We start from the raw sequence: 13,198 nt of genomic DNA, 5'->3' as shown, positions 1-13,198 counted from the left end.
AAATGACCGCTTTTTGCTTTGAAATTATGATATATTTATGAAAAACGGCAAAGGGGTTGGGGAGAAATGAATGCGGTTACAATTGTGATAGCGTCAATGTGTATATTGGCTATCGCCTACCGTTTATACGGAACATTTATGATGGTGAAGGTTCTCAAAGTGAATGATGAAAAGCCAACGCCTGCACATGCGCTTGAGGATGGAAAAGACTATGTGCCTACGAATAAATGGGTCTCATTCGGTCATCATTTCGCGGCTATTGCGGCGGCCGGGCCGCTGGTCGGACCGATTCTCGCGGCGCAGTTCGGTTATTTGCCGGGACTATTATGGCTGTTAATCGGGGCGGTGATAGGGGGAGCTGTCCATGATATTGTTGTGCTGTTCGCGTCAATGCGTCAAAACGGAAAGTCGCTGTCGGAAGTGGCGAAGGATGAGCTCGGTCCTGTTGCCGGCTTTTGTACGGGACTGTCCATGCTGTTTATTATTACCATTACGATGGCGGGCCTGTCGATGGTTGTGCTGCACGCGCTTGAACGGAATCCGTGGGGGACATTTGCTGTAGGGATTACGATTCCGATTGCGATGGGCGTCGGCTTGTTTTATAAGAAAACAGGGAATTTAAAGCTGGCGTCTTCTATCGGTTTTCTATTTTTAATGGCCGGAGTGTTTATCGGCCCTTGGGTGCAGACTACCGCATTTGGTGATCTGTTAACCCTTGATACGAAAACGCTTGCAATCGCGTTGCCAATTTACGCTTTTTTTGCAGCGGCACTGCCGGTCTGGCTGCTTCTCGCACCGCGCGATTATTTAAGCAGTTTTATGAAAATCGGTGTGTTTATCGCTTTAATTGCGGGTGTGTTTGTCGTGAATCCGTCCATTCCATTTCCGGCTTTTACGGAGTTTGTAAAAGGCGGCGGGCCTGTGCTTGCGGGTCCTGTCTGGCCATTCATCTCGATTACGATAGCCTGCGGCGCGATCTCGGGGTTCCATGCCTTTGTCGGTTCCGGCACCACGCCGAAAATGCTTAATAAATGGAGTGATATGAAGCCGGTTGCTTTCGGTGCAATGCTTGTTGAGTGCCTTGTCGGCATTATGGCGCTGATTGCGGCGACTGCTTTGCAGCCTGCAGATTACTTTGCGATCAACAGCACACCTGAGGTTTTCCGTACGCTCGGCATGGATGTAGTGCATTTGCCTGAACTGAGCAGGGAAATCGGTTTGAACTTAGAAGGCAGAACAGGGGGAGCCGTCACGCTTGCGGTAGGAATGACTTATATTTTTACCGGAATTCCGTTTTTCAGCCATCTGGCCTCATACTTTTTCCAATTTGTCATTATGTTTGAAGCGGTGTTTATTTTAACGGCGATCGACGCCGGCACGCGTGTGGCACGCTATTTGATTCAGGACTTTTTCGGAGAGGCGTATAAGCCGCTGAAGAAAACGGACTGGATTCCCGGATCTGTATTTGCCAGTGCGCTTGCCTGCTTTATGTGGGGCTATTTGCTTTACTCAGGTGATATCGGATCCATTTGGGCGCTGTTTGGTGTTTCTAATCAGCTGATGGCTTCAGTGGGTCTGATTATCGGAGCAACCATTGTACTGAAAATCGCCGACAAACGCCGTTACATCCTCACCTGTCTCATTCCGCTCGCCTATTTATATGTGACTGTGAATTACGCGGGCTATTGGATGGTGCGCTATGTGTATCTCAATCCAGACGCTGCGGGTTACAGTGTCCTGAATGGTGTTTTATCTATCATCATGCTTCTGTTAGGATTCATCATTATCGTGGCGGCAGTGAAAAAATGGGCGCAGATGTGGAGAGATCCCAGCTTAAGAATGGAAGCCTCTATACCGGGATAAAAGGAAAAATGGAAACCTTAAGGAGGAAAAGAAATGAATTTATCAATGAAGTATATCATCCTGTATGTATCGGACAGCCAGCGCTCGATTCATTTTTATCAGCATATTTTGGGGCTGCCGATCCGCGCGGAACACGGCACATATGTAGAGTTTGATACCGGCTCCACCATTTTGGCGCTCAATACACGAGAAAGTGTCAAGGAAATGACGCCGTTAGATATACCGGAAACACCCGTTTCTTCACAAACATTTGAAATCGGGTTTGTCACTGAAAGTGTAGAAGCGGTCATCAAAAAAGTAAGAGAACACGGCATAACCATTATCGGGGAGCCTAAAGTGAAGCCATGGGGACAGACGGTCGCTTATATCGCCGATCCTGACGGACATTATATTGAAATTTGCAGTCCGATGGAATAAAGCACAAAGCCCAAAACAGAAATTGTTTTGGGCTTTCTTATGATGTTAGCGATCCAGCGGCTTCTAATAGTAAATCAGCAAGGTGAACAGCTCGCACCCTGCCGTTTAATCCCTCTCGTTCAATGCCGAGCTTCATCTGCAAAAGACATCCTGGATTGGCGGTTACAATGACCGCTGCTTCAGTTGCTTTGACAGCAGCCATTTTACTGTCCAGTATTTTCATTGACATGTCTGCTTCAACAATATTGTAAATTCCCGCGGACCCGCAGCAGCTGTCCGCTTTATCCATTTCTCTGAATTCAGCTCCCTTGATGCTTTGAAGAAGCTTTCGGGGCTCCGAAGATGTATGCATTACATTTCTCAGGTGGCATGAATCTTGATAGGTAATCAGCTTCGGTGTTTCAAGCTGCAAGTCTTTTTGGTGAAAATCAAGCTCAATCAAAACGGATGAAAAATCTTTTAGCTTCTGCACAAATGAAACAGCCCGCTCCGACCACTCGGGATCATCCTTCAGCAAATGGCCGTATTCAGTGAGAAAGGCTCCGCATCCGCCCGCGTTTGTAATGACAGCATCTGCGTCTAGCGCTTCAAACGCGGCGATGTTTTGTTTCGCAAGCTCTTTTCCTGCATTTTTTTCTCCGCTGTGTCCATGCAGTGCGCCGCAGCATGCCTGCTCAGGCGGAATGACAATTTCACAGCCTGCCAGCTGCAGCAGTTTCAGCGTGGCATTGTTTGTCGGCAAAAACATCGTATCCATTAAACAGCCTGAAAAAAAGGCAACCCTTTTTTTAGCTGGGCCGGCCGCCGGCAATAAACGCGGCCGATGCTTCATTTCTTCACGTTTAGGCACATCCGGAAGAACGGCTTCCATCGTGCGCAAATGCTCAGGCAGAATGCGGAGCATGCCGGTTTTTCGCACAGCCGTCTGCAGCCCTGACCGCTGGTACAAACCAATGAGACTCACAGCCGAACGCATGCGGTTTTGATGCGGAAAGAGCTCCTGAAAAGCCGCTTTTCTCATAACACGTGCGCTGAGCGAGTGCTTTTTATTTTGGTGGATAATATCTCTTGCTTCCTCCAGCAGCTGTCCGTATTTAACGCCTGATGGGCATACCGGTTCACACGCGCGGCAGCCGAGGCAAAGAGACAGTGAACGCTCGACATCTTCATCCGGTTCAATCACACCGTCGGCGACTGCTTTCATTAAGGCGATTCGCCCGCGCGGCGAATGAGATTCCTGAAAACCGGATTCGATATAGGTCGGACAAGAAGGCAGACAGAAACCGCAGCGCATACAATTCAAAAGTTCGCTTTCATCCATACGCTTTTTAAACTCATGTTGGATCTGTTTCATTTCTTTTTCTGTTGTCATCTTTCCGTCACCACACGTTTTCTGGCATCTTTCGCAAACACTTTGCCCGGGTTTAAGATATTTTTGGGATCAAATGCCGCTTTCATTGCTTTCATCGCGGCGATGCCTTCTTTTTTCAGCTTCATTTCCAAGTAAGGCGCTTTCATGACCCCGACTCCGTGCTCCCCGGTAATTGTGCCGCCAAGCTCAATCGCTTTTTCAAAAATCTCGGCAAAAGCCTGTTCGACTCGCTCCATTTCATCCTTATTTCTTATATCTGTCGTGCATGTCGGGTGAAGGTTTCCATCCCCGGCATGGCCAAAGGTGCAGATCGAAATATCGTATTTTGCGGCAATGTCATTAATGGCTTTTACCATATTCGCGATTTCTGACCGCGGTACAGTCGCATCCTCCAAAATGGTGGTCGGCTTTAAACGGGCAAGTGCAGAAAGCGCTGAACGTCGGGCTTCAGTAAGGGCGAATGCTTCCTCATCTGTTTGCGCAGTTTGAACGGAGACGGCAGCGCCTTTTTTGCAAATTGCCTCAATTTTTTCCATGTCACGAGCCACGGTCTCAGCTGTCCCGTCCTGTTCAATGAGAAGAACCGCTTTCGCATTTGTCGGAAGGCCGATCTTGGCATAATCCTCAATCACCAAAAGGGTAGGCTGATCGAGAAATTCAAGCGTAGCCGGTATAATTTTTTCGGCAATAATGGCTGACACTGTTTGAGCAGCGGCATCAATATTTTCATAAAGGGCGAGCAGCGTCTTCTTTGTTTCTGGCTTTGGCACGAGTTTGAGAATCGCTTCTGTCACAATGCCGAGTGTCCCTTCTGAGCCGACAAAAAGGCGCGTGAGATCATACCCGGCTACATCCTTTGCAAGTTTTCCACCAGTGCGGATCATATCTCCGTTTGCCAAAACAACCTCCAGCCCGATGACGTAGTCACGGGTGACGCCGTATTTTAAGCCGCGGAGACCGCCGGAATTTTCGTTGATGTTTCCTCCGATGGTTGATATTTTCATAGAACTCGGATCAGGCGGATAGAACAACCCCTTGCTTTCAACCGCACGGATTATATCCAAGGTAATAACGCCAGGCTGGACTGTGGCCGTCAAATTTTCTTCATCAATCTCAAGAACCTGATTCATATGCTTAAAGAGAAGAACAAGCCCGCCTTCAGTAGGGCACGTGCCCCCGCACAGGTTTGTCCCCGATCCTCTCGGAACAATCGGTACACGGTGCTCACTGCATATGTTTAAAATACGTGATACTTCATGTGTATCTCTCGGTGCAATCACTGCATCCGGCATAGACTGAAATTGCGGTGTCGCGTCGTATGAATACACGAGACGGCCGGCTTTCGAGTCATCGTAGTTTTCCGGTCCGACGATTTGGATCAGCTGTTCTTTTACGTCTTTGGTGATCATGTTCACCCATCCCCCTGTCAAAAAACGCTTTCAATCTATTGTAATAGAAAAAAAGCAAAGCTTTCCATGTAGGGACATACAAAAAATGAAACTAAAACTCTCTCTATTTTGTATCTTGATCTAAAAAGTAAAGCGCAACATACATCGTGACAATGTCCTCTGTACGCTGAAAACTTAAACCCGTCAGCTGTTCAGCCTTTGACAGGCGATAGCGGAGCGTATTGATATGAATATGCATCTCTTCAGCCGTTTTTTTCAGGGACAAATCGTAATGGAAGAGAGTTCGTATCGTATTCATAAGCTCTTCGTTTCGGAGCGCTTCTTGAAACACTCTTAGCGGAAATTCATGTCGTGTACCCGGGCTGATCTCAGTCAGGCACATGTCAAGCTTCAGGTCTTCCTCGCATACGGCGGTTTTGCGTTTAAGGCTGACGGCCAGCGCTTTTTCTGCCTGTTCGTATGACTGCGGCAGGCCGGAGCCGCTGACAGCCCTCCCAACGCCGGCAGCTGCGCGGCTGTTTCTGAGGCGTTCAGCCAATGAACAAATAAGCTGAACTTGCCGCAAAAGATGCTCCTTTTGTTCATGCTTCGGCACTTCGTGATTAATCAGAATACGTTCATTTCCCCATCTGATGAATAGATCGGATGGAAACGCTGATTTCCAGGCGCATGTCATTTGATCAATATCGCCGGGAGACCATTCGTGCCCTTGAATGAGGATCATCTGGCGGAGGGAGGTAAGGTCAACGCCAAGAAGCTGCGCTTTTTCGAGAAAACCCGGAGACCATTCTTTTAATTGCAGCCAGTCGATCATAAAGGATTCCAGCATTCTCTCGCGCCACTGGGTCTGCTCCAGATGCCACGATTCTTTAATGAACAGCTCTGTCATTTTTCTGAGCAGCTCCCCGTACGGCTGAATCTCAGCAGGTTCTCCCGTCAACCCGAACACAGCGATGACATCACGCTCAGAAAATACGGGGAGGTTTAACCCCGCCTTTACCCCTTTGAGTCTCTTTTCATCTTCTTTTGTAATGATCACATTGCGTTTCTCTTTCGCGCAGATAAGCGCTCCTTCATGAAATAGCCCGACTCGCTCATCATTTGTGCTTGCGATAATGAGGCCGTCTGTGCTGACAATAATGACTTCACGTTCGTACATTTTTTTCACTTCGGCAATGATTTTTTTTGCTAACAGCGGTTGTAAAAACATGGCGGCGATCCCCCTCATGTTTTTATTATATAAGAAAAAAACCGGGCGCTGTCACCCGGTTTTGATGTGCTATTGGGCGGGTTTTAATCCGCCTTCCAGCGTCTTTAACATTTCTTGTTTCTCACTCTCAGATGCGTGCTGCCAAATGACTTCAAACAAAACGCCGAGTCCCGGAAGCATTTTTTCTTCACCGCTTTGAATCGCGTCCACAATTGTGTGCTCAAGCTGCTCCTGATCATTGCCGGTTACATTGGCAATGACGGCATGACGTAAATTAAGATCCATATGAAGCGCTCCTTTTTTTCTAAAATGTAATACGTATATTCTAACCCTGCACCCGGTTTATTATGTGCTGTTCTTGCGATATAATAACATCATGTTAAAAAAAGGAGAGCCACACAGACAGTGAAACAAATAGAATCGGCAAAAAACCAAAAAGTGAAGGATTGGAAAAAACTTCACACAAAAAAAGAACGAACAAAAATGAATACCTATTTGATTGAAGGAGAACATCTTGTTGAAGAAGCCTTGAAGAGCCCGGGCGCGGTGAAAGAAATTCTTGTCAAGGATGAAGCGGACATCCCGCCGAATCTTGATATGGGCATCCAGTGCTACGTGCTGAGCGAAGACGCGTTTTCAGCTGTTACAGAAACGGAAACACCGCAGCGGATCGCCGCTGTTTGTCATATGCCGGAAGAACATCTCGCGTCGCCTAAACGTGTGCTGCTGATTGACGCTGTTCAAGATCCGGGGAATCTCGGCACGATGATTCGCACGGCGGACGCAGCCGGTTTGGATGCGGTTGTGCTCGGTGACGGCACGGCGGATGCGTTTAACGGAAAAACGCTGCGATCCGCGCAAGGCTCCCACTTTCACATTCCTGTTGTGAGAAGAAATTTACAATCATACGTGGATGAATTAAAAGCAGAGGGCGTAAAAGTGTACGGCACAGCACTGCAAAACGGGGCGCCTTACCAGGACATCTCACCATCCGGTTCATTTGCTTTAATCGTCGGCAATGAAGGGGCAGGGGTGGATGCCGGATTGCTGGAAAAAACAGATTTGAACCTGTACGTCCCGCTGTATGGGCAGGCTGAATCACTGAACGTTGCAATTGCGGCGGCTATCCTGATGTACCACTTGCGAGGATAGTGTTGCGCCGAGCGGAGTATTTCACTATAATAGAACATAATATTTGAAAAACCGTGACAGAGGATCTCGATTTCTGATCAACTGCCTTCCAGGGAGAAAATGCCGCAGACTGAGAGCATTTTTAAAGCAGCCGGAAATTGGTTTCACCTCTCGAGTTGTCACCGGGACCGCGCACCTTGCGCGTAAAGGTGAACCGGAATCTGATTCCGTTATGTCAATGAAGCTGACGACAGCATCAGTCTGTCTGAAATAAGGGTGGTACCGCGGCCACAACTCGTCCCTTGTCCTATAAGGGGCGGGTTTTTTTGTTTTCCAAAGACATATAACGGTTTGTTTACATAAAAGGAGGATGCAAAATGGAAGAAAAGCTAAAACAGCTGGAACAAGAAGCTTTAGATCAAGTAGAAGCGGCAAGCTCATTGAAGGTTGTCAATGATATTCGGGTTCAATATCTCGGAAAAAAAGGGCCGATCACAGAAGTGCTGCGCGGAATGGGCAAGCTTTCTGCGGAGGAGCGTCCGAAAATGGGCGCTCTTGCCAATGAGGTAAGAGAACGAATCGCCAATGCGATTGCAGCTAAAAACGAAAAGCTTGAGGAAGAAGAAATGAAACAGAAGCTTGCGGGACAGACAATTGACGTCACACTCCCGGGTAATCCTGTCGCAATCGGCGGACGCCATCCGCTCACTGTTGTCATTGAAGAAATTGAAGATCTATTTATCGGCATGGGTTATACGGTTGAAGAAGGCCCTGAGGTCGAGACGGACTACTACAACTTCGAAGCGCTTAATCTGCCGAAAGAACACCCTGCCCGCGATATGCAGGACAGCTTTTACATCACAGAGGAAATGCTGATGAGAACGCAAACCTCTCCTGTTCAGACGCGGACGATGGAAAAGCACAAAGGCAAAGGGCCTGTTAAAATCATTTGCCCTGGAAAAGTATACCGCCGCGATAATGATGACGCGACGCACTCTCACCAATTTATGCAGATTGAAGGGCTTGTTGTTGATAAAAACATCAGCATGAGTGATTTAAAAGGAACCCTTGAACTGGTTGCGAAAAAAATGTTCGGGCAAGACCGTGAAATCAGACTTCGCCCAAGCTTCTTCCCGTTTACCGAGCCTTCAGTGGAAGTAGACGTAACGTGCTTTAAGTGCGGAGGAAACGGCTGCTCTGTATGTAAAGGAACAGGCTGGATTGAAATCCTCGGCGCCGGCATGGTTCACCCGAATGTGCTGGAAATGGCCGGCTTTGATCCGAAGGAATATCAGGGCTTTGCGTTTGGAATGGGTGTTGAGCGCATCGCGATGCTGAAATACGGCATCGATGATATCCGCCACTTCTACACAAACGATGTCAGATTTATTTCGCAGTTTAAACAGGCGTAAGAGGAGGATGCTAGAATGTTTGTTTCTTATAAATGGTTAGAGGATTATGTTGATTTAAAAGGCATGGATCCGGCTGTTCTTGCTGAGAAAATAACAAGAGCCGGTATTGAAGTTGAAGGAATTGAGTATAAAGGAGAAGGCATTAAAGGCGTTGTCATCGGCCATGTGCTGGAGCGCGAACAGCATCCAAACGCCGATAAGCTGAATAAGTGCCTTGTAGATATCGGAGCTGAGGCACCCGTACAAATCATTTGCGGCGCGCCAAACGTGGATAAAGGGCAAAAAGTTGCAGTCGCTACAGTCGGAGCGGTGCTGCCGGGCAATTTCAAAATCAAAAAAGCCAAGCTTCGCGGTGAAGAATCAAACGGCATGATTTGTTCTTTACAAGAGCTCGGTATTGAGAGCAAGCTTGTGGCGAAGGAATATGCGGAAGGCATTTTCGTTTTCCCAAATGAGGTTGAAGCAGGAAGTGATGCGTTAGCTGCTTTACAGCTTGACGATGCTGTCTTAGAGCTCGGTTTAACACCGAACCGCGCCGATGCGATGAACATGCTTGGTGTTGCTTATGAGGTCGCAGCGATTTTAGACACAGAGGTAAAGCTTCCGCAAACGGATTACCCAGTCGCTTCAGAACAAGCGTCAGACTACATTTCTGTCAAAGTTGAAGACCGGGAAGCAAATCCGCTGTATGCGGCAAAAATCATTAAAAACGTAAAAATTGCTCCGTCACCGCTTTGGATGCAGACGAAACTGATGAACGCAGGCATTCGCCCGCACAACAACGTCGTGGATATTACAAACTTTGTTTTATTGGAGTATGGACAGCCGCTCCACGCGTTTGATTATGACAGATTCGGCTCTAAGGAAGTCGTAGTCAGAAAAGCTGTTGAAAATGAAACAATCTTAACACTTGACGATCAAGAACGAAAACTGTCTGCAGATCACCTTGTCATTACAAACGGGTCGAAAGCACAAGCCGTTGCTGGTGTTATGGGAGGAGCAGAATCAGAAGTCCGGGAAGACACAACTACGATTTTGCTTGAAGCTGCGTTCTTCAACGGGCAGACGGTTCGCAAGGCTTCAAAAGATCTTGGTTTGAGAAGTGAATCGAGTGCAAGATTCGAAAAAGGCATTGATCCTGCGCGTGTGCGTCTTGCGGCAGAACGCGCGGCACAGCTGATCCACCTGTATGCCGGCGGTGAAGTGCTTGCCGGAACTGTTGAAGAAGACCATCTCACAATCGAAGCGAACAACGTTCATGTATCGGCTGAAAAGGTGAACAGTGTTCTCGGCATGACGATCAGCAAAGAAGAACTGATCAGCATTTATAAGCGTCTTGGCTTTACTGTCGGAGAAGCAAATGACTTGCTCGTTGTGACTGTTCCGTCACGCCGCGGTGACATTCGAATCGAAGAGGATTTGGTTGAAGAAGCGGCAAGATTGTACGGCTACGACAACATTCCGTCCACACTTCCTAAAACAGCGGGAACAACAGGCGGATTGACGCCTTACCAGGCAAAACGCCGTAAAGTCAGACGTTTCCTTGAAGGAGCCGGCTTATCACAAGCGATTACCTACTCATTAACAAACGAGAAAAAAGCGGCGGCATTTGCGATTGAAAAATCGTTTAACACTGTCCTTGCGCTTCCGATGAGTGAAGAAAGAAGCATTCTCAGACACAGCCTTGTTCCGAATCTGCTCGAGTCCGTTTCTTACAATCTGGCAAGACAAACTGATTCGGTCGCATTGTACGAAGTCGGTTCCGTTTTCCTGACGAAGGAAGAGGATACAAAACCTGTTGAAACGGAGCGCGTGGCAGGTGCGGTAACCGGTTTATGGCGCAAGCATTTATGGCAGGGCGAGAAAAAGCCGGTCGATTTCTTTGTCGCAAAAGGAATTGTTGAAGGGCTGTTAGATAAACTGAACGTCCTGGACAGCATTGAATTTGTGCAATCAGAAAGAAAACAGCTGCACCCGGGCAGAACTGCGAACATTCTTTTAAACGGCTCTCTTATCGGCTTTATTGGCCAAGTCCATCCTTCACTGGAAAAAGAACTGGATATAAAAGAAACGTACGTGTTCGAACTTGATCTTCACACGCTGCTCACAGCAGACACGGCTCCGCTCGTGTACACGGCGATTCCGAAATATCCGTCTGTGACACGTGATATCGCGCTTGTGACAGATCAATCAGTGACAAGCGGCCAGCTCGAGAGCGTCATTAAAGAGGCGGGCGGCAAGCTTCTGAAAGAAGTAACCGTCTTTGACGTCTACGAAGGCGAGCATATGGAGGAAGGCAAAAAGTCAGTCGCTTTCTCACTCCAATATGTAAACCCGGAGCAAACGCTGACTGAAGAAGAAGTGGCAAAAGCGCACGACAAAGTGCTGAAAGCGTTAGAAAACACTTATCAGGCCGTATTGAGAGGCTAATAAAAAAGCTTGCAGATATTCTCTGCAAGCTTTTTTCTATGAACGTTTTTTATCCGCCAGGCGCTGTGCTTTCTGCGTATTGGCAAAATGGAGTTTTGTAAAGGTTCGGAGAGCGGATGCCCCTTTTTTGATGATCAGTTTAGCGGCCGCTTCATCTACATGAGGGCCGGCCCCTTTCGGCAGTGTCATTCCCGCTTCGCGCGAAAGTTTATCCATTTCCATTAAAAAGGAATATCTCGCAATAATCGATGCAGCAGCCACTGACAGGTGAATGCCTTCGGCTTTTGTGCTGAAATAGGCGCGCTCCTGCACAATGTCTCTTCCCTTTAAATGGTTGTAGTAGACGCCGGGCTCGGCGAATTGGTCGATCAGAATCGCCTCAGGCTTTACTCCGTCCATTTTTCGTAAAAGATGGGTTATGGCCTGATTATGCAAGAGAGCTTTCATTTTTCCCTGACTCATGCCTCGTTCCTGCATGCTGTTGTACTTTTCGTTTTTTAAAACGAGCAGGCTGTACGGAATGGTTTTGATCAGGCTTCGGGCGATCTCAATGATTTGCGGATCCTTTAGGTGCTTAGAATCCTTCACACCGAGTTCCTTCATTAAAAGAAGCTTTGTTTTGTCAACGTATGCGCACACAACCGTCATTGGGCCAAAGTAATCTCCGGTTCCGACCTCGTCAGAGCCGATGACAGACATGCCTGCGATGTCTGTTGGAGGGGCGTAGCGTGAATCAGCCGGCTTTTTTGCCGTTTTCTTCTTATCCTGCGGCTCAGCAGTTCCCCAGCGAGCAGATTCTGCCTCTGCGTTTTTGCCCTGAAACAATACCTTCCCTGACTTATAAGCTGTAATGGTACAGCCTGCCGGTTTTGCCTGGAAAATGGCACCCTGCGGTACAGATGCAGTAAGTGAACTGTTATACGCTGTTTTCATTTGGTCAATAGCAGACATTGGTACTTTTATCACAGAATGGGACACGTAATAATCTCCTTTTTTTACACGATTCGCTGTATCTACCAGTGTATCATAACAGCGGGAGGCTCGTCTTTCCATTCATTTAATAAACGTGTTATGATAGGAACTAGGATTCTCACGGAATGGAGGAGAAACGTTGTCTGACGGCAAAAAAACGAAAACAACCGTTGACATTTACGGCCAGCACTTCACTATGATCGGTGAAGAAAGCAGAGCCCATATGAGATATGTGGCCGGAATTGTTGATGATAAAATGAGAGAAATCAATCAAAAAAATCCATATCTTGATATAAATAAACTTGCAGTGCTGACAGCGGTAAATGTGGTGCACGACTATGTGAAATTAAAAGAGCAATATGAAAAACTGGAGCGTCAGCTTAAAGAAAAGGATTGAACAACTATGCTAGATATCATCATCTTAATCTTGCTCCTGATGGGGACTTTACTGGGATTAAAACGCGGTTTTATCCTCCAGTTTATCCGCTTGACGAGCTTTATTCTTTCGATCGCGTTTGCGTCTTTATTCTATAAAAATGTCGCACCGCATTTGAAGTGGATTCCCGCGCCCGATTTTTCAGCGGGACAGCCGGCGTTTTCTTTTTTCTCGGGAAATCTGGAAGCAGCCTACTATAATGCGATTGCGTTTGTCGTTCTATTTATTATCGCTAAAATCTTACTGAGAATCATCGGCTCATTCCTAAGTATTGTAGCGGGCATTCCTGTGATTAAACAAATCAACCAAATGCTTGGCGCCGTTCTCGGTTTTCTGGAAGTCTATTTATTTACATTTGTGCTGCTGTATGTTGCTTCCGTACTTCCGATAGACGGCTTACAGCAAATGATGGGGCAATCGTCTCTCGCAAATGTCATGATCAACCATACACCGTATTTATCAGGGCTTTTACAGGAGCTTTGGACGCAATACGGAGGATAAAAAACTTCTCTTGTCCGGAGAAGTTTTTTTCAAGTATGATGGAAA

At 47.2% G+C, this 13,198-nt stretch carries 13 protein-coding genes; 7 read left to right on the top strand and 6 right to left on the bottom strand.

The genetic code is table 11. The features are described from left to right. Positions 1–66 precede the first annotated feature (66 nt). Together cstA and P3L57_RS14080 are read left to right on the top strand one after the other, a co-directional pair. Complete coding sequence (gene cstA, locus P3L57_RS14085) at positions 67–1,863, top strand: carbon starvation protein CstA (RefSeq protein WP_044153985.1); 1,797 nt, start codon at positions 67–69, stop codon at positions 1,861–1,863. A 33-nt stretch (positions 1,864–1,896) separates the two neighbouring features. Then, positions 1,897–2,280, top strand: a complete 384-nt coding sequence (locus P3L57_RS14080; RefSeq protein WP_044153993.1) for a VOC family protein — start codon at positions 1,897–1,899, stop codon at positions 2,278–2,280. A 37-nt stretch (positions 2,281–2,317) separates the two neighbouring features. On the opposite strand, the gene P3L57_RS14075 is transcribed toward P3L57_RS14080, so the two are convergent. The 4 genes from P3L57_RS14075 to sspI all read right to left on the bottom strand — a co-directional run bounded on the left by P3L57_RS14075 (position 2,318) and on the right by sspI (position 6,556). Beyond that, entirely contained in the window at positions 2,318–3,652 is a 1,335-nt protein-coding gene (locus P3L57_RS14075) for a (Fe-S)-binding protein (protein WP_044153995.1), read from the bottom strand. After that, entirely contained in the window at positions 3,649–5,061 is a 1,413-nt protein-coding gene (gene glcD, locus P3L57_RS14070) for a glycolate oxidase subunit GlcD (protein WP_059293457.1), read from the bottom strand. Before glcD ends, P3L57_RS14075 begins: the two co-directional genes overlap by 4 nt. Before the next feature lie 103 nt (positions 5,062–5,164). Next, on the bottom strand, positions 5,165–6,271 hold the full coding sequence (locus P3L57_RS14065; protein WP_059293458.1) for a CdaR family transcriptional regulator: 1,107 nt from the start codon (positions 6,269–6,271) through the stop codon (positions 5,165–5,167). A 69-nt stretch (positions 6,272–6,340) separates the two neighbouring features. Beyond that, positions 6,341–6,556: a small acid-soluble spore protein SspI gene (gene sspI / locus P3L57_RS14060; protein WP_010335228.1), complete on the bottom strand. Its 216-nt coding sequence runs from the start codon at positions 6,554–6,556 to the stop codon at positions 6,341–6,343. Positions 6,557–6,676: 120 nt separating this feature from the next. Between sspI and P3L57_RS14055 the strand changes: the two genes are divergently transcribed. Next, positions 6,677–7,423 (top strand): TrmH family RNA methyltransferase, encoded by a 747-nt coding sequence (locus P3L57_RS14055; RefSeq protein WP_069487085.1) that lies wholly within the window; start codon positions 6,677–6,679, stop codon positions 7,421–7,423. Positions 7,424–7,447: 24 nt separating this feature from the next. On the opposite strand, the gene P3L57_RS14050 is transcribed toward P3L57_RS14055, so the two are convergent. Beyond that, positions 7,448–7,696, bottom strand: coding sequence for a hypothetical protein (locus P3L57_RS14050; protein WP_081638352.1), 249 nt, complete (start codon positions 7,694–7,696; stop codon positions 7,448–7,450). 83 nt (positions 7,697–7,779) lie between these two features. Here P3L57_RS14050 and pheS point away from each other — a divergent pair, with 83 nt between their 5' ends. Together pheS and pheT are read left to right on the top strand one after the other, a co-directional pair. Further along, positions 7,780–8,814, top strand: a complete 1,035-nt coding sequence (gene pheS / locus P3L57_RS14045; protein WP_059335559.1) for a phenylalanine--tRNA ligase subunit alpha — start codon at positions 7,780–7,782, stop codon at positions 8,812–8,814. A 15-nt stretch (positions 8,815–8,829) separates the two neighbouring features. Then, on the top strand, positions 8,830–11,244 hold the full coding sequence (pheT, locus tag P3L57_RS14040) for a phenylalanine--tRNA ligase subunit beta (protein WP_202657557.1): 2,415 nt from the start codon (positions 8,830–8,832) through the stop codon (positions 11,242–11,244). Positions 11,245–11,280: 36 nt separating this feature from the next. On the opposite strand, the gene rnhC is transcribed toward pheT, so the two are convergent. Then, positions 11,281–12,222, bottom strand: a complete 942-nt coding sequence (gene rnhC, locus P3L57_RS14035; RefSeq protein WP_069487087.1) for a ribonuclease HIII — start codon at positions 12,220–12,222, stop codon at positions 11,281–11,283. 133 nt (positions 12,223–12,355) lie between these two features. Here rnhC and zapA point away from each other — a divergent pair, with 133 nt between their 5' ends. Continuing rightward, positions 12,356–12,613: a cell division protein ZapA gene (gene zapA / locus P3L57_RS14030; RefSeq protein ID WP_024122410.1), complete on the top strand. Its 258-nt coding sequence runs from the start codon at positions 12,356–12,358 to the stop codon at positions 12,611–12,613. Positions 12,614–12,619: 6 nt separating this feature from the next. Continuing rightward, positions 12,620–13,153, top strand: coding sequence for a CvpA family protein (locus P3L57_RS14025; protein WP_024122409.1), 534 nt, complete (start codon positions 12,620–12,622; stop codon positions 13,151–13,153). Positions 13,154–13,198: the final 45 nt, after the last annotated feature.

It is taken from the genome of Bacillus sp. B28 (genome assembly GCF_029536185.1).
GTDB lineage: Bacteria > Bacillota > Bacilli > Bacillales > Bacillaceae > Bacillus > Bacillus halotolerans.
Note: the sequence above shows the minus strand (reverse complement) of the source record. Positions and strands in the feature narration are given on the sequence as shown.

Excerpts from the sequence above, each read along its gene's own strand:
- cstA (WP_044153985.1), top strand. The coding sequence starts at position 67 with ATGAATGCGGTTACAATTGTGATAGCGTCAATGTGTATATTGGCTATC.
- P3L57_RS14080 (WP_044153993.1), top strand. The coding sequence starts at position 1,897 with ATGAATTTATCAATGAAGTATATCATCCTGTATGTATCGGACAGCCAG.
- P3L57_RS14075 (WP_044153995.1), bottom strand. The coding sequence starts at position 3,652 with ATGACAACAGAAAAAGAAATGAAACAGATCCAACATGAGTTTAAAAAG.
- glcD (WP_059293457.1), bottom strand. The coding sequence starts at position 5,061 with ATGATCACCAAAGACGTAAAAGAACAGCTGATCCAAATCGTCGGACCG.
- P3L57_RS14065 (WP_059293458.1), bottom strand. The coding sequence starts at position 6,271 with ATGTTTTTACAACCGCTGTTAGCAAAAAAAATCATTGCCGAAGTGAAA.
- sspI (WP_010335228.1), bottom strand. The coding sequence starts at position 6,556 with ATGGATCTTAATTTACGTCATGCCGTCATTGCCAATGTAACCGGCAAT.
- pheS (WP_059335559.1), top strand. The coding sequence starts at position 7,780 with ATGGAAGAAAAGCTAAAACAGCTGGAACAAGAAGCTTTAGATCAAGTA.
- pheT (WP_202657557.1), top strand. The coding sequence starts at position 8,830 with ATGTTTGTTTCTTATAAATGGTTAGAGGATTATGTTGATTTAAAAGGC.
- P3L57_RS14025 (WP_024122409.1), top strand. The coding sequence starts at position 12,620 with ATGCTAGATATCATCATCTTAATCTTGCTCCTGATGGGGACTTTACTG.